Origin of the sequence: Rhizobium aureum (assembly GCF_030182495.1) — a bacterium.
Classification (GTDB): Bacteria; Pseudomonadota; Alphaproteobacteria; order Rhizobiales; family Rhizobiaceae; genus Rhizobium; species Rhizobium tropici_C.
Genome location: NZ_JAQJCI010000007.1, coordinates 269,342 through 285,194 on the forward strand (window position 1 = coordinate 269,342; position 15,853 = coordinate 285,194).

The 15,853-nt window shown below is 60.3% G+C and carries 17 protein-coding genes and 1 tRNA gene; 11 read left to right on the forward strand and 7 right to left on the reverse strand.

Features of this window, described 5'->3' with window-relative positions:
- Positions 1-3: 3 nt before the first annotated feature.
- The 3 genes from cyoC to PH552_RS19095 all read left to right on the forward strand — a co-directional run bounded on the left by cyoC (position 4) and on the right by PH552_RS19095 (position 1,987).
- Complete coding sequence (gene cyoC, locus PH552_RS19085; RefSeq protein ID WP_113250875.1) at positions 4-633, forward strand: cytochrome o ubiquinol oxidase subunit III; 630 nt, start codon at positions 4-6, stop codon at positions 631-633.
- On the forward strand, positions 630-1,034 hold the full coding sequence (gene cyoD, locus PH552_RS19090; protein ID WP_285166236.1) for a cytochrome o ubiquinol oxidase subunit IV: 405 nt from the start codon (positions 630-632) through the stop codon (positions 1,032-1,034). Before cyoC ends, cyoD begins: the two co-directional genes overlap by 4 nt.
- A 188-nt stretch (positions 1,035-1,222) precedes the next feature.
- Complete coding sequence (locus tag PH552_RS19095; RefSeq protein ID WP_113250874.1) at positions 1,223-1,987, forward strand: SURF1 family protein; 765 nt, start codon at positions 1,223-1,225, stop codon at positions 1,985-1,987.
- Positions 1,988-2,048: 61 nt separating this feature from the next.
- On the opposite strand, the gene PH552_RS19100 is transcribed toward PH552_RS19095, so the two are convergent.
- The gene (locus PH552_RS19100) at positions 2,049-2,615 is read right to left on the reverse strand and encodes a histidine phosphatase family protein (RefSeq protein WP_112341795.1); all 567 of its coding nucleotides are present in this window, start codon (positions 2,613-2,615) and stop codon (positions 2,049-2,051) included.
- 244 nt (positions 2,616-2,859) lie between these two features.
- On the opposite strand from PH552_RS19100, the gene PH552_RS19105 reads away from it, so the two are divergent.
- The 3 genes from PH552_RS19105 to PH552_RS19115 are packed head-to-tail and all read left to right on the forward strand — an operon-like array spanning position 2,860 to position 4,483.
- A complete protein-coding gene (locus tag PH552_RS19105) occupies positions 2,860-3,069 on the forward strand; it encodes a CbtB domain-containing protein (RefSeq protein WP_113250873.1) in 210 nt (69 codons plus the stop codon).
- Between the two features lie 12 nt (positions 3,070-3,081).
- Positions 3,082-3,822: a CbtA family protein gene (locus PH552_RS19110; RefSeq protein WP_113250872.1), complete on the forward strand. Its 741-nt coding sequence runs from the start codon at positions 3,082-3,084 to the stop codon at positions 3,820-3,822.
- A 34-nt stretch (positions 3,823-3,856) separates the two neighbouring features.
- Positions 3,857-4,483 (forward strand): hypothetical protein, encoded by a 627-nt coding sequence (locus PH552_RS19115; RefSeq protein WP_285166237.1) that lies wholly within the window; start codon positions 3,857-3,859, stop codon positions 4,481-4,483.
- Positions 4,484-4,531: 48 nt separating this feature from the next.
- On the opposite strand, the gene PH552_RS19120 is transcribed toward PH552_RS19115, so the two are convergent.
- The gene (locus PH552_RS19120; protein WP_113250870.1) at positions 4,532-4,834 is read right to left on the reverse strand and encodes a GCG_CRPN prefix-to-repeats domain-containing protein; all 303 of its coding nucleotides are present in this window, start codon (positions 4,832-4,834) and stop codon (positions 4,532-4,534) included.
- A gap of 238 nt (positions 4,835-5,072) precedes the next feature.
- Between PH552_RS19120 and PH552_RS19125 the strand changes: the two genes are divergently transcribed.
- Complete coding sequence (locus PH552_RS19125) at positions 5,073-6,680, forward strand: inorganic phosphate transporter (protein ID WP_113250869.1); 1,608 nt, start codon at positions 5,073-5,075, stop codon at positions 6,678-6,680.
- A gap of 109 nt (positions 6,681-6,789) precedes the next feature.
- Here the strand turns inward: PH552_RS19125 and PH552_RS19130 are convergent, their stop codons facing one another.
- From PH552_RS19130 to PH552_RS19145, 4 genes are all read right to left on the reverse strand, one after another.
- Complete coding sequence (locus PH552_RS19130) at positions 6,790-7,239, reverse strand: Ros/MucR family transcriptional regulator (RefSeq protein ID WP_285166239.1); 450 nt, start codon at positions 7,237-7,239, stop codon at positions 6,790-6,792.
- Positions 7,240-7,450: 211 nt separating this feature from the next.
- A complete protein-coding gene (locus tag PH552_RS19135) occupies positions 7,451-8,239 on the reverse strand; it encodes an EAL domain-containing protein (RefSeq protein ID WP_113250867.1) in 789 nt (262 codons plus the stop codon).
- A 334-nt stretch (positions 8,240-8,573) separates the two neighbouring features.
- Positions 8,574-9,410 carry a sugar phosphate isomerase/epimerase family protein gene (locus PH552_RS19140; protein ID WP_285166240.1) on the reverse strand — a complete coding sequence of 279 codons (837 nt, stop codon included), beginning with the start codon at positions 9,408-9,410 and terminating at the stop codon, positions 8,574-8,576.
- Positions 9,411-9,636: 226 nt separating this feature from the next.
- A complete protein-coding gene (locus PH552_RS19145) occupies positions 9,637-11,514 on the reverse strand; it encodes an adenine deaminase (protein ID WP_113250865.1) in 1,878 nt (625 codons plus the stop codon).
- 270 nt (positions 11,515-11,784) lie between these two features.
- Between PH552_RS19145 and PH552_RS19150 the strand changes: the two genes are divergently transcribed.
- Genes PH552_RS19150 through PH552_RS19165 form a run of 4 tightly spaced genes read left to right on the forward strand, consistent with a single transcriptional unit; the run spans position 11,785 to position 15,549 of the window.
- Positions 11,785-12,822 carry an ABC transporter substrate-binding protein gene (locus PH552_RS19150; protein WP_285166241.1) on the forward strand — a complete coding sequence of 346 codons (1,038 nt, stop codon included), beginning with the start codon at positions 11,785-11,787 and terminating at the stop codon, positions 12,820-12,822.
- Between the two features lie 46 nt (positions 12,823-12,868).
- On the forward strand, positions 12,869-13,693 hold the full coding sequence (locus PH552_RS19155; protein WP_112401148.1) for an ABC transporter permease: 825 nt from the start codon (positions 12,869-12,871) through the stop codon (positions 13,691-13,693).
- Positions 13,693-14,484 (forward strand): ABC transporter permease, encoded by a 792-nt coding sequence (locus PH552_RS19160; RefSeq protein ID WP_113250960.1) that lies wholly within the window; start codon positions 13,693-13,695, stop codon positions 14,482-14,484. Before PH552_RS19155 ends, PH552_RS19160 begins: the two co-directional genes overlap by 1 nt.
- Before the next feature lie 6 nt (positions 14,485-14,490).
- Entirely contained in the window at positions 14,491-15,549 is a 1,059-nt protein-coding gene (locus PH552_RS19165) for an ABC transporter ATP-binding protein (RefSeq protein WP_169643945.1), read from the forward strand.
- A 203-nt stretch (positions 15,550-15,752) separates the two neighbouring features.
- Here the strand turns inward: PH552_RS19165 and PH552_RS19170 are convergent.
- Positions 15,753-15,829: transfer RNA gene (locus tag PH552_RS19170), tRNA-Met, on the reverse strand.
- Positions 15,830-15,853: the final 24 nt, after the last annotated feature.

A 15,853-nucleotide genomic window follows, 5' to 3' on the forward strand; every position in this document is an offset into this window, starting at 1 on the left:
ACTATGACGACCCACTCCGCACAAGCTCCCATGGACGGCGAAACACCCGCCTTCTATCTGAAGGAGGAGCATCATCCGGAAGGCAGCACCATGCTGGGCTTCTGGATCTACATCATGAGCGACTGCCTGATCTTCGCAGTCCTCTTCGCCACCTTCGCCGTGCTCGGCCACAGCTATGCGGCCGGCCCGTCGCCGGCCGATCTATTCGAGCTGCCGCTCGTCGCCCTCAACACGGCGATGCTGCTCTTCTCCTCCATCACCTATGGCTTCGCTATGCTGGCAATGGAGAAGGACAACAAGTCGGGCACGCTGATCTGGCTGACGATCACCGGCATCTTCGGCGCCCTCTTCATCTTCTTCGAACTCTATGAGTTCTATCACCTGATCCTCGACGGTGCCGGCCCGCAGCGCAGCGCCTTCCTGTCGGCCTTCTTCACGCTGGTCGGCACGCACGGTCTGCACGTCACCACCGGTATCGTCTGGCTGATCACGCTGATGGTGCAGGTTGGCCGCTACGGCCTTATCACGGAAAACAAGCGCCGCCTGATGTGCCTTTCGATGTTCTGGCACTTCCTCGACGTCGTCTGGATCGGCGTGTTTTCCCTCGTCTATCTCATGGGAGTTCTCGGATGAGCTCGAACGCAGACCATTCGCATCATTCCGCCGACGCCCACGGCCACGATCATCATGGCGGCCACGAGGCGGCACACGGCACCTTCAAGAGCTACATGACGGGGTTCATCCTCTCCGTCATCCTGACCGCCATTCCCTTCTGGCTGGTCATGGCCAAGGTCATCCCCGACCCGGCCGTCACCGGCGCGATCGTCATGATCCTCGGCGCGATCCAGATCGTCGTGCACATGATCTACTTCCTGCACATGAACACCCACTCGGAAGGCGGCTGGAACATGATGGCGCTGATCTTTACGATCGTGATCGTCATCATCGCCCTTTCCGGCTCGCTCTGGGTCATGCATCACCTCAACGCGAACATGATGCCCATGTCGCCCGAGATGATGCGCAACATGCCTTAAGACTAAGCGGCGGGCCTTCAAGCGAGGGCCCGCCCTCTTCCCGGCGCGAAAATTCCGCCGGATGCTGCCCGATGCATGCCTGAAATGCCAGGAGCCGCAGCCAAATCTTCCCGACCGCGCATGATCTTCAGCGAAGAGAATTGAACCGCTCGACATCATGCGGCAGCGCCTCCCCGGAGACCAGCGCCATGACCGATATTTCCTCGAGCACATCTCAGGGCAAACCGCGCTCGACGCTGACGCTGGTCGTCTGGGTATCGCTGCTTCTGCTTCTGACCGGCCTCCTCATCGGTCTCGGCACCTGGCAGGTGAAGCGGCTGCACTGGAAGCTGGATCTGATCGCCAGGGTCGATGCGCGCGTGCATGCGCCGCCGGTTCAGGCGCCCGGTTCGGCGCAATGGGCTGGTATCAACGCCGAAAACTCCGAATACAGGCACGTCCAGGCGAGCGGCATTTTCCTCAATGACAAGGAAGCGCAGGTCTATGCCTCGACCACGCTCGGTCCCGGCTATTGGATCTTGACGCCGCTGAAGCTCGCCGACGGCACGACCATCATCGTCAATCGCGGCTTCGTGCCGACCGAGAAGCGCAGTCCGGTTACGCGCCCCGAGGGCCAGATCGAGAGTGAAACCACCATTACCGGCCTGCTGCGGATAAACGAGCCCAAGGGCACGCTGCTTCGTTCGAACATGCCGGCGGAGGAGCGCTGGTATTCACGCGATGTAACTGCGATCGCAAAGGCCCGCGGCCTAGAGAACGTGGCGCCTTATTTCATCGATGCCGACGACGCAAAAAATCCGGGCGGGCTGCCCGTAGGAGGGCTGACACAGATCACCTTCCATAACAGCCATCTCGTCTATGCCATCACCTGGTATGGACTGGCCGTGATGACCTTCGGCATGGCCGCCTATCTCATCCATGTCGAACGGCGGCGGGCAAAGGCGGCCCGCTGATCGCCAGAGCACTTCCGTTTTAAACAGAATCAGGACCGCTTCGCACTTTGCGGGAATTCCTCTATGCCGCCATCTTCGGAAAGCGGAGCTGCCAGCGATGACCGTCGCTCGTCATTTCGACGACGCCGAACGGCTCGACGTCGACTGCCCAGAATGCGGCTGCCGGTGCCTGCAGCACATGCTGAACGGCAGCGCGGATGACGCTCGCATGGGTGACGACGACGATATGGCCGGCATCCTCGATATGATTTCCCATCCATTCGCCGACACGCCTCATGACCGCCGACAGGGATTCGCCTCCATGCGGCGCAACCGATGGGTCCGCCATCCACAACGTCAGAGATTCCGCATCCTTTTCATGCAATTCGGCAAGCGACTGCCCGCGCCAGTCGCCATAATCGCATTCGCGCAAGGCGACGTCCGGAATGGCGTCGAGACCGAGGACGCTGGCTGTCTGGCGAGCACGCAAGGCGGGGCTCGTCCAGACTCGATCGATCGCACCAAGGCCGAAGGACAGTGACTGAGCCTGCTGTGTGGCCTTGACCTCCAACGGTTCATCATCGGGAAAGCAGCCATTCCGATTGGCCTGCGTCGCCCCATGGCAAATCCAACTCAAACGCGTTTTCATGAGACTCCCCAACTCCATCCCCTGACGCGCTCTTGTCGCGATTTCACATCGCGGTGGCGCTTGATTGACAACCATCTTTGCAAATAGATATAAACTTGCACTTGCGGGTGTGGAAGCCGGTGTAATCCCGGCGCGGTCGCGCCACTGTAATCGAAGGCGGACAAGTTCCATCTTCGAGAGCCAGACCCTTCCCGCAAGAACCCTTCCGCAAATGGAACGCGCTTTTCTTAAAGAGGGAAATACAATGTCCGACACCACTTTTGCCGCATCCGCAATTCCGCAGCCGATTCCGCTCGGCCAGATCCTGCCCTGGGCCATTTTTGCCGGCCTGCTGATGCTGCTTGCGATCTATTTCATCGGCGCGGAAGAAGGCGCGACTTCGCTCTTCTCGGGCACGTATGTGCATGAATTCGTGCATGATGCCCGTCACCTTCTCGGCTTCCCCTGCCACTAAGGGGTCAAGCACATGGTTGGACGTCTTTTGCTCCGCGGCATGATCGTCGGGGCTCTTGCCGGTATTCTCGTTTTTGCCTTTGCCCATACCTTTGGTGAACCGTTGGTCGATTGGGCCATCGGCTTTGAGGAAAAGGCTGCCCAAGCCGCCGGCGAAGCGCCGGAGCCCGAAATCGTCAGCCGCGCCACACAGGCTGGTCCTGGTCTTCTCACCGGCGCGGTAATCTTTTCGACGGCGATCGGCGGATTGTTCGCGCTGGTCTTTTCCTTCGTCTACGGTCGCGTCAGCCCTCTCGGCGCGCGCGGCACGGCAGCACTGCTTGCGCTCGCCGCCTTCGTGACGATTTCGCTCGTGCCCGACATCAAGTATCCGGCGAACCCGCCGGCGGTCGGCAATCCCGATACGATCGGCGCGAGAACCGAGCTGTTCTTCATCATGATCGTCGCCTCCGTCGTCGGCATGATCATCGCCGTGGGCTTCGGTCGCCGGCTGGCGGCGCGATATGGTTCCTGGAACGGAGTGATTATTGCCGGCATCGGCTACATCGTCTTCATTGCGCTGATCCAATACCTGCTTCCTCCCATCAACGAAGTGCCCGAGCAATTCTCGGCCGTCGTGCTCTGGCGCTTCCGCATCACTTCGCTCGGCATGCATGCCATCCTTTGGACGACACTCGGGCTCGCCTTCGGAGCCTGGGCGGAACACCAGCTGCCGCAGCCGCGCTATCGCAATGCGTCCCTGCGCCGGACTTAGCCTTATACGTAGCTCGCATCCCGCGCATAACAACATGCGCGGGAAACACCGGCGTTCAAACGGCGCCCTGCTTGCAATTGTTTGTCTCATAATTTCGGCTTGGCCGCTTGCAGCCGCCGCGCATGGTGGCGGCTCCTCCGGACGCCAGGCCGGCATCCCGATACCTAGCCTCAGCCATGGTGAGATGGCTGTGATCGCGCCCTATTACGGGCGGATCATCTCGCTTGCCGAAAGCGCATCCGACACCGACGAAACCTTCCAGCGCCTCTTGAATTTCGCACAGATCCAGCGGGCCTATTGTCTCTGGGGCATGATGCCTGGCAGCGTCAGCGACGAAGAAAGCCCGTTCAACGAATGTTCGCATGCCTATCTTGCAGCGGGGAAGGCGGTGCTGCTCCAGATGCGCACGATGAAGGACGAAAAGGCAGCGGTCGGCGACATCGTCTCGGATATCGACACGGCGCTGGTGCGCAACAATCTCTCGCTCACCTTATGCAAATTCAGCGGCGAGAGCTTCAATACGGCCGATCTCATCCGCCCGAAGCCCGCCGATATCATCCTGCACGCCAGGAGCCTTGCGACCATCGTGGCCGCAGTGCTCGTCGTTATCGTAGCATTATGGCTCACGGCACAGGCATTGCGACCTCAGCCGTATCCATAAGGAAACACCGCCGCGAAACACGACGGTGTTTGTCATTTCACAGCCTGATCACCAGTAGCCTCGCCGATCGCGCCAGCCGTAGTCATCGCGCCAGTGGCGACGATGGCCATGCCAGCCCCATGGCGGCGGCGGTGGCGGTCTGTAGTAACCCCAACGCCGCGGCGGCGGGCCCCAGCGGTTCGGGCGGCATTCGCCCCAACGCGTCAGGTGCCAACCACGACCGCAGGCATAATCCACTTTCACAACCGGCACGGAGGCCGTTGTCCCAACGGCTGGGATAGGCATTGCCTCTGCCGAAGATACAACCAGACTGCCGAGCAAGGCAGCGATGGTAATCACGGACGATCTCATTTTGATGGCCCTCTATCCAAGTCCCTTACATGCAGGATTTAACCCCCAGACGTATGAACGACGGCTGAACCGAAAAAGGCCTTTTGGAGGCAAAATCAAGACGGCAGGTCGGAGCCATATGTCCGTAAAGAGCGCCTGCCTTCCACTGATACGGCTGCCATCCGCCCTCTCGCGCGTCACGAGAGTTTCATGAACGAGGCTTACACCGAGGATATCAATGGCCATAAAGGAGTTTGGGATGGTCGACCTCGCTTCAACCACTTCCGAGGGTGGCAACGCCAATCACCCCATTCACGGCGCCGGGGCCTCGGCAAAATGGTTTCTGCCGCTCTTCGGTCTGGTCGTGCTCGGCGGCCTCGCCTATGTCGGCTATGCCCTCGGCAGCGACCTTGCCGATGCGGCCGCCGTTCCGTGGATTCTGCTCGGTCTGGCGCTTTTGATCGCGCTTGGCTTCGAATTCGTCAACGGCTTCCACGATACGGCCAATGCCGTTGCCACGGTCATCTACACCCGCTCGCTGCCGGCTGAATTCGCCGTCATCTGGTCCGGCTTCTTCAACTTCCTCGGTGTTCTCACTTCGTCGGGCGCGGTCGCCTTCGGCATTCTGGCGCTGCTGCCGGTCGAGCTCATCCTGCAGGTCGGCTCCGGCTCCGGCCTCGCCATGGTCTTCGCGCTTCTGACCGCTGCCATTATCTGGAATCTCGGCACCTGGTATCTCGGCCTGCCGGCATCGAGCTCGCACACGCTTGTCGGTTCCATCATCGGCGTCGGTCTCGCCAACCAGTTCCTGGCACCCGCCGGCTCCGCTACCAGCGGCGTCGACTGGTCACAGGCAAGCAACGTCGGCATGTCGCTGCTGCTGTCGCCGATCGTCGGCTTCGGCGCGGCCGCTTTGCTGCTGCTGGTCGCCAAGGTGCTGATCCGCAACAAGGAACTCTATGAGGCGCCAAGGGGCAATGCGCCACCGCCGGTCTGGATCCGCGGCCTGCTGATCTTCACCTGCACCGGCGTCAGCTTCGCTCATGGTTCCAACGACGGCCAGAAGGGCATGGGTCTGATCATGCTCATTCTCATCGGCCTCGTACCGACTGCCTTCGCGCTGAACCGTACGCCCGATGTCAATTATCTCGAAGCTTACAAGGCTGCCTCGACGCAGGTCGAGACCGTACTCGGCAAGTATGTGAAACCAGGCGTTGCCGTGCCGGCGGATCCGAAGGCTGCAGTCAGCAACGCCGTCAAGAGCAAGACCTGGACGGACGCGACGACTCCGGCGCTCCAGGCCTATATCCACGCCACCAGCGCCGAGATATCAGCTTATCCGAGCGTCGAGAAGCTGCCGAACGGCCTCGTTGGCAACGTTCGTAACGATATCTACCTGATCGGTGAATCGCTGAAGCTCATCGACAAGCAGAAGCTGCTGCCGATGAGCGCCGACGACCTCAAGGCCGTGACCAGCTACCACGCCGCCGTCGATCATGCGACCAAGTTCATTCCGCTCTGGGTGAAGGTCGCCGTCGCGCTCGCGCTCGGCCTCGGCACCATGGTCGGCTGGAAGCGGATCGTGGTCACCGTCGGCGAAAAGATCGGCAAGACGCATCTGACCTATGGCCAGGGTGCTGCCGCCGAAGTCGTTGCCATGCTGACGATCGGTGCGGCCGACCATCTCGGCCTTCCGGTTTCCACCACCCACGTCCTGTCCTCCGGCGTCGCCGGCACCATGGCGGCGAACGGTTCCGGTCTGCAATGGTCGACCGTGCGCAACATGCTGATGGCCTGGATCCTGACGCTGCCGGCCTCGATCGCGCTGGCCTTCGTGCTGTTCATCGCGCTGCGTCAGGTCTTCTGACCTGCCATGTCGGCCGATACGTCGATTTCGCGATCCGGCCTCCATATCCGAAAGCGACGGCGCCCTTTCCGGGCGCCATTCTTCTTGCGGCGACTGACTGCAACAAGCCCTACCGCACGCTTTCCTTCTTGTTGCCATTGGCGCCGAGGCCGGACAGTTTCGCCAGCTCCGAACGGCGGTTCGCATAGTTCTGCGCAACCATCGGATAATTGGGTGCCAATCCCCATTTCTGGCGATACTCTTCCGGCGTCATCCCATAATGCACGCGCAAGTGACGCTTCAGCGTTTTGAATCGCTTGCCGTCTTCAAGGCAGACGATGTAGTCGTTCGTCACCGATTTCTTCAAATCCACCGCCGGCACCAGATTGGCACGGTCGACAGTCGTGCTGCCTGCATCCAAGGCTTGCAGCGCTTCGTGGACATCCTTGATCAGCCTGGGAAGGCTGTGAAGCGGAACCGCGTTGTGGCTGACATAGGCCGAAACAATCTTGACGCAGCTGTCGAACAGAGGGCGCGGCTGCAGCTGGGTGGGCACTTTTCTCTCGCTAAAAGAATCCATGATCTTTTCCCGAATTTCATCTGGTTCCTCGCGCGCCGCCCCGCCCGAATTGCATCATGCGCGACGCCCGCTGCCGGACATCCCGCCGTTTCAAATTGCGCCGTCTTTCAGGCGCTCGAATCCCGGTCAGCGAAGGGCCGGTTGCTTCATCACGGCGACACCCGCGAAGGCGACCTTGCTGCCATGCCTGGCGGGATAATGGCGGCAATACTCATCCCACCCCCCGCAAAATGGCCTTCCCCTTGCCGCGGCGAAGCTGCGCCAACGAAACCGGCTGCGACAGGAAGAAGCCTTGCGCATGCGTTGCACCAGCCTCCCGCGCAGCGTCAAGCTGCGAGCTCGTTTCGATGCCTTCAACGACGACGACGGGCGCAAAGCAGGCGGCAAAGCCGACAAGATGGGAAAGACTGTCGCTTCCGTCGCGACCGCGCCTGTTGTCCCGTACGAAGGCGGCGTCGACCTTGACGATATCGGCGGCTACCGGCAACAGCGACGCCGGCGTGGCAAAGCCGGATCCGAAATCGTCTATCGCGATGCGGCAGCCAAGAGCGCGGATCATCTTCATGCGCTCTATGGAGGCGCCGATGACCGGATAGCCTTCCGTGATCTCGACAATGAGTCGTGGGGCAAGCTCCGGTTTGCGGCTGATGCGGCCGAAGACATCGGAAAACCGATCGGAGCGGGACAGGCTAGCCGCATTCAGATTGACCCCGAGCACCAGCCTTTCATCCTCTGCCAAAGCAGAGAGCACCATATCAAGAATACGCAGATCAAGATCGAACCAGCGATCCTGCCGCTCGAGGAAGGAGACAAATGTGCCGGCGGTGTGCACCGTGCCGTCCGCATCGGTAACGCGCGCGAGGCTTTCCGCATAGAAGACTTCGCCGGCATTTGCGACGTCATGGACCCATTGCGCGGCAAAACCCAGGCCACCTTCGGCGATCGCCTTCAAAATCAGGGCTCTATGTCCCTCCTCTCCGAGGCTCGGACTATCCTTCATCGCGTAGCCCTTCGCAGGGGAGCCGGCTGTGGCCGGAACTTCGGAAACAGGAAGCGACGGCCGGCAACAGCGCGCGTGACCCCGAAGCGTCGGATTTCTGGTGTCTAAAATCCGTCTTTTCCATCTTCCAGACACCCACAAACCCCATGTCACCGAGGTCCCCTTCATCGAGCTGGAAACGTTGCACCGATCGTAATCAACCCGGCGCCGTGCGGCGACAAGCTATTATTTAACTATTTCTAATATATTAATTAGCGAGCCGCGGCAAAGTCAACTGCTGCGGCGCCTTCTTATATGAAACTAAGCTAAAATATTAGTAAACTTCAACAACTATTCACCGCGGCGTCTGGAACCACCATCCATTATGCTGCGCGGATTGCACAGCTAAATCCAGGGGCGGCAAATCCGGATGCCACAGTCTTTCCCACTCCAGACTCATGACACCAGTATAATCGTCCGCGGCAAGCACCGCGCGCAGTGCAGCCATGGGAAACTCACCCTCGCCCGGCAGAACATAACGATACGGCAGCCTCGGCCCCGGCTTGGAGATACTGTCCTTCACATGAAGATGCTGTGTATTGTTGCGAACCTGCTTCCAGGTCTCGACGGGATCCTGCCCACCCTTGCGCCAGGTGTGATGTGTGTCCCAAAGGAGCACGCAATCGGGCGCCATTTCAAGGAACCGGGGAATGGCATCGGTCAGCGCGAGGAAATCGTGCGTCTCGATGATGATATCGGCGCGGAACCCTTCACGCCTGGCCGTCTCCTTCCACCATTGCAACGTCGACAGCGCTTCCGCCATTTCGCCGTCATCACCGGTTTCGCCGCCATCGAAAACCCGCAGTGACCGGACGCCGGCGGCCTCCGCCCAGGGAAGATAGCGCAGGAACTCCTCCTTCGCCTGCGATGTCGCGCCGACAAGACGCAGCGAGGTATTGAAAGCGCATACGCTAACAGGAGAGGCCTGCAGCACTTTGGCCAGGCCGGACGGAGAACCGAACCTTTCGGTGAAATAAGCAGAAAGATCGATCGTGCCGCCAAGAGCACGGATTTCGATAGCATCCAGACCATGGCGTGCCGCCAAGCCGAGCGCTTCATCCAATTCGAATTCCGCGCATCCCAGCGTGGAAAACGCCGACACGATCCGCGGCGCATCGTTGTCAACGGCCACCACAGTTTTCTCCTCCGTCTGGTTTCCCGACAGCGCCGCCTACGTGCGTCAACGGTTATCCTCGTCCTCTCGCATGGTCGCACCGCGCCACAAGTAACCAAATGGATAATTAAGGAGCATGCTCAAGCCGTCAAGGCTCGATCGAACTGCAACCTGGCGAGATAAGGTGATTCGTTTAAGCGGCGGCTTGAGCGCGGATATTCTTATTAAGGAAAGTGGATATTCCTCACCAAACGATGGGATGAGTTTCACCGGTCGCGACATTGACGAAACCCTCCGGCGCCCTCTCGGAGGGAGCAACCAAAACCCAGCGCCAGGGCGCACAGGTAAGCGTCGCGAAGGAAAGCCGCTCGGGAAAGCCCGGCCACCACCGCGGCGAGAAGGTCGTCTCATACATCCAGTCGATCTCGGCGCCGGCCTTATAGAGCGCCTGCATCTCCGCATCCAGTTCCTCGGCCGAGCGCGCCGTCATCAGGCCGCCGACTTCGTAACGGACACGGGCGACGACCTTTCCGCCCGAAACCAGCACCCAGCCACCCTGCTGTTCCTTTAGCGCGTTTGCGACCATGGCCATGGCTTCATCGGAGGAACCCACGACCCAGATATTGTGCTTATCGTGACCGAGCGTCGAGCCGAGCGCGGTATTCGGCGTGCGCGGGCCCGTGCCCAGCCAGAACATGCGCGCGACCTCTGCTTCGCCGGAAAAACGGTCGACGATCGCGAATTTCGTGACGTTACGATCATGATCGCGCTGCACGGCGCCATCGCGGACCGGCAGATCCATGGTGATGAAATCATCTGCCCAATGGAACGGCCGCAGCAATGCAGCCTTGGCCGTGACCCCATCCGATGGGGCGGCGATGCGAAAATCTTCTGCCGTAACGACCCGATCAAGGCGCACCGTCCGCGTCGCCCAATCCGGCCAATCGATCTCCGGCCGGACGCCGATGAAAGTCTTGCCTTCGGATGCGGGCCTGCCATCGGCCCAGACCTTGGCGATCGATAGCGTCTTCACGTCATCCAGCAGCACGATATCGGCAAAACGGCCGGGCGCAGTCGAGCCGACCCATGGCGTCAGCCGCATGTGGCGGGCGGGATTGATCGTCACGCATTGAATGGCGATTTCGGGTGCCAATCCATTCTCGATCGCAAGGCGGACATTATAATCCGTCGCACCGATCTTCAGCGTATCGCTGGCGCTGCGATCATCGGTAACGAAGGCGATCTGTGACCAGTCGGACAGGCCTTTCTCGATCAAGCCCTTGATCACCTCGGGCAGGGAATGCGGACGGAGTTCGATGAAGAGGCCATGCGTCAGCTTTTCCCAGATCTCGTCGAGAAACCAGCCTTCATGATCGGAGGCCAGGCCGGCGCCGGCAAAGGCATTGATCGACGCCAGATCGCGCAGGCCCGCGCCATGGCCTTCGACGACGCCGCGCTGTTCGAAGGTGGCGCGGATCATGCCCCAGAGACGATCATAAGCCGGATTCTCGGGATTACTGACGGAAGGCCAGTCCATGACCTCATCGAGACCGGCCACCATCAGGCTTTCACTCAGAAACGATTTCTGCTCGTCATAGCCGAAGTGACCGCCGCCCCATTCGTAAGCCGTCGGCGGCACGGCCGATCCCGGCAAGGGAAATATCTTCATCGGCGAGCCGCGGCGGCGTGCTTCCAGCCAGAATTCCAGATTGCGGGCGCCGTTCACATTGGAAAATTCATGGCTCGCCTCACAAGTCCAGGTGACGCCATGCGGCATGACCAAAGCCGCTTCCCATTCCGGCGTAAGATGCGAGCTTTCAATATGCTTATGCGCTTCGCCGAAACCGGGAACGGCGGCGAGATGCGGTTCGTGCACACGCTCGCTCGCTTCCCCCTGATAACTGCCGGCCGGGCCGACATAGGCGATGCGCCGGCCCTTGATGACGATTTCCTGATCATCCAGCCAGCTGCGGCTATGCACATCCAAGAGCTTGCCGACACGCAGCAGGCGATCCGCCGGTCGGCGGCCGAGCGCGGTCAGCGTCAGATCCTGACGGATCCGCACTTCATCCGCCGCGTTGACGAGCAGGTCGTCGGGAAGATTTGTGTTCGGGGATGTCATGAGACGCATGCCAGCCAGTGAAATCGATCAGCCGAGGGTAGAGATGAGGGACGAGCCTGTAAAGCCGACCGGTTGACCTAAGGAAGCCCAATGATCTCAGGCACTTCAATAATCCAGCACTGCATCATGACGCCACCGGTATTCATCCTATGAAAGGCAAAAACCCACCACCCTGCCCATTTGTTGGGCTTGTAAAGCCGGTGCTCGAAAAATAGTATCCTGCAAGCTTGAAACATATGTCCGATTTCATTGACCAAAAGGATTTCGAGAATGAAAGGCCTCTCCATTGCCCGCGTCGCGGGATTTGCCATTCTTGCAGCAGCGGCCGCCACGCCGGCCTTTGCCCAGGCAAAGACACTGACTGTTTCCTGGTGGGGCTATAATGGCGAAAAGATGAAGGCCAACATCATCGAGCCCTTCAAGAAGATCTGCGGCTGCGAGGTCGTCTTTGAAACCGGCAACAATGCCGACCGCCTCAACAAGCTGAAACTGCGCGGAGGCAAGGGCGTCGACGTCATCTATCTCACAGATAGCTATTCGCAGCTCGGCATACAGCAGGGTCTCTTCCAGGAAGTCGACCGCAGCAAGCTCTCCAACCTTGCCGATCTCTACGATATCGCCAAGGCACCGCAGGGCAATTACGGCCCCGCTTACACGATCGGCCGCATCGGTATCGTCTACGATACGGCGAAGCTGAACCCGCCGATTACCTCCTGGAACGATCTCTGGCGCGACGACCTGAAGGGCGCCATTTCGCTGCCGGGCATCACCACGACAGGCGGACCGCTGACGGTGCTCCAAGCCGGCAAGCATGCCGGCGCCGATCCGTACGCCGATGCTGACAAGGCCTTCGAAGCCATCGAGGCGCTGAAGCCGAACGTCGTCAAGAACTACAATACCGGCTCCGAACTGGTGAACCTGATCTCGACGGGTGAGGCCAAGGTGGCGATCACGCAGGATTTTGTTCTGTCATCGTTGCGATCAGCCGTTCCGACGATGGCCTGGGCCGACCTGAAGGAGGGCGATATCGCTGTCCTCAACACGGTCAATATTCCAAAGGGCTCGGAAAACGTCGAGCTCGCGCACCAGTTCATCAACTTCATCCTGTCGAAGGACGTGCAGCAGGCGGAAGCCGAACAGGGCGTCGACGCTCCGGTCTCAACCAAGGTGGTGCTGCCGGCGGAAAAGGCCAAGCTCTGGACCTACGGTGCCGAGATGATCGCCAAGCTTAGCCGCATCGACTATCGGAAGCTGATCGAGGCGCAGTCGGACTGGGTCGATCGCTGGAACGAGATCTTCGGCATGTAACAGGGCATGCCGTACACGCATGCGGCGTTCTCACGGAATTCGGTTGATGAAGCATTTGATGAAATGGGGTTTGGCGACGCCGGCGATCGTGGCCGTAACGCTCTTCCTGCTCGTTCCCGTTGTCATTACGATTGCAGCGACCTTCGGCGAACCCAAGGGGGTGTTCTCCCCCTATGTCGCCTTCTTTTCCAGCGGCTTTCGCCGCACCGTGCTTTTCAGGACGATCGAAGTGGCGCTGATCACGACAGCGATCTCGCTGTTTATCGGCTTCATCGCCGCCTATGTGATCGCGCAGATGCCGGGCCGCGCCAAAAGCGTGATGATCATCGCCGCCGTCTTTCCGTTGCTGACCGGCGTCGTCGTACGCTCCTTCGCCTGGCTGATCATTCTCGGTAAGAACGGCATTCTCAACACAATATTGCTGTCGATCGGCGTCATCAGCGAACCGCTCTCGATGCTTTACACCGAGGGTTCGGTAATCGTCGCGATGGTCTATCTCTTCGTGCCCTTGATGATCCTGACCCTCGTCGGCGTGCTTGAAGGCATACCGCAGGATCTCATCCAGGCGGCGACGTCGCTCGGTGCTACGCCGGCCGCAACCTTCCGCCAGGTCATCCTGCCGCTGGCAACGCCGGGCCTGATCGTCGGCGCCGTGCTGGTTTTCACCGGCAGTTTCACCTCCTACGCCACGCCGCAGCTGCTCGGCGGCGAAAAGCAGATGATGATGGGCACCTTCCTTTATCAGCGCGCCATGGTCACCTTCGATTGGGTCGGCGCCTCGACGATCGCCGCCATCATGGTGGTCGTCACGATCGGAATTGTCGCGATCATGAGCCGTCTCGCACGACGGCTGAACCCGATGGCTGTGTGATCATGACAAGAACGGTCCATCCCGCACTCATCGCTTTCACGGCCCTCGTCTTCCTGTTCCTGCTGGTGCCGCTCGTCATCATCATCGGCGCCGCCTTCAGCGACACGACCTATCTCACCTTCCCGCCGCAGGGCCTGACGTTGCACTGGTTTTCGAACATCTTTCAGATCGAGGCCTTCCGCACGACGGCGATCACCAGCCTGGAGCTTGCCTTCCTCGGAACGGCACTTTCGCTGCTGCTCGGCATTCCAGCGGCCTATGCCATCAGCCGTTACAGGGTCGAACTACCGCGCTGGCTTTCAACCCTCTTCGTCCTGCCGATCCTCGTTCCGGAAATCGTCTTCGGCTTCTCGCTGATGAAATCGATCACGATCGGGCTAGGGCTGCCGATCTTCCCGAGTCTCCTGATCGGCCATGCGCTGCTGGTGCTGCCCTATTCGGTGCGCGTCGTCAGCGCCAGTCTCGCAAGTTTCGATTTCTCCATCGAGGAGGCGGCGATCAGCCTCGGTTGCCCCCCTTTGAAGACCTTCATGACCGTGGTGCTGCCAAATATCCGCGCCGGCGTCATTGCCGCTTTCATCCTCGCCTTCATCACCTCGATCAACGATGTCTCGGTCTCGGTCTTCCTGACCGGCCCGGGCATCTCCACCCTTCCGATCCAGATTCTCGCCCATATGGAGCAGTTCTTCGACCCGACCATCGCCTCGGTTTCCGTGCTGCTGATGCTCGTCACCGTCGCCGTCATGGCGATCGTCGAAGCGACCTTGGGTCTCACCCTCCTGACAAAGTAGCCGCCCGTGACCGTATCGCTCTCCATCAACTCCATCAGCGCCCATTACGGCAAGACGGCCGTCCTGCAGGATCTTTCGCTTTCGGTCGCGGCGGGCGAACTCGTCTCGCTACTCGGCTCGAGCGGCTGCGGCAAGACGACGACCTTGCGGCTGGTCGCCGGCTTCCTGCAGCCGACGAGCGGCACGATCAAGCTCGGCGACCGCGATCTGACGACACTGCCGGCGCATGCCAGGGATATCGGCCTGGTGTTCCAGAACTACGCGCTGTTTCCACATCTGACGGTACTCGAGAACGTCGCCTTCGGCCTCAAGCAGCGCCGCATGCCGACGAAGGAGCGCCTCATAAAAGCCAGCGCCATGCTGGACCGCGTCGGCCTTTCCAGCCTCGGTGACCGCCTGCCCGGCGCCCTTTCCGGCGGCCAGAAGCAGCGCGTCGCGCTCGCTCGCGCCCTCGTCATCGAGCCGCCACTCCTCATGTTCGACGAGCCGCTCTCCAATCTCGATGCGAAGCTCCGGGTCGACATGCGCGTGGAAATCCGCCAGCTGCAGCGCGCCAACGGCACGACCTCGCTTTATGTGACGCATGATCAGGAAGAAGCCTTCTCGATCTCCGATCGCGTCGCCATCATGAATGCCGGGCGCATCATGCAGCTCGATACACCCGAGACCCTCTACCGCAAGCCTGCCAACAGCTTCGTCGCCCGCTTCGTCGGCTTCGAAAACCTGCTGCCGTTGAGGGTCGTCGAGCGGACAGGTACACTGGTGACGGCGGAGGCTGCAGGGGGCGCAAGGATCACTCTGTCGCAGGAAGATTTCGGGCCGATCCCGAACAATTTTGTCCTCGGCTGCCGCGCGGACGGGCTTTCCGTTCGACGCGAAGGCGACGGCCTGCCGGCGGTTCTGGGAACACGCACCTATCTCGGCCGCGCCTATCAGTATCAATGCGAAACAGCGGCCGGTACTATCGTCGCCAATGGCGTCCTATCGGAGCCGATGGCTGCCGGAAGCAGCGCGATGCTCGTGCCGGTGCCGGAGCAATGCTGTATTCTGAAGCCTGAAGGGTAAGGGCACGCGGCGCTAGGATTGGGATTTGCGTTTATGCTTTGGGCCAGCGATTGTTTAGTGCTTGGGGAGGTTATTGTTTTGTTAGGCGGCTTTGTATTGTGGAGCGTGGTTTGGTTAGGCTTTTTTCTGGGGGCTGATTGGTTGGATGCTTTCGGCGTTGGCAGAACGCAAAAAGCCCGCTTGAAGCGGGCTTTTTTTGTAATTGGTTGCGGGGGCAGGATTTGAACCTGCGGCCTTCAGGTTATGAGCCTGACGAGCTACCGGGCTGCTCCACCCCGCGTCACCAGCGTAAACCCGAAGGGTT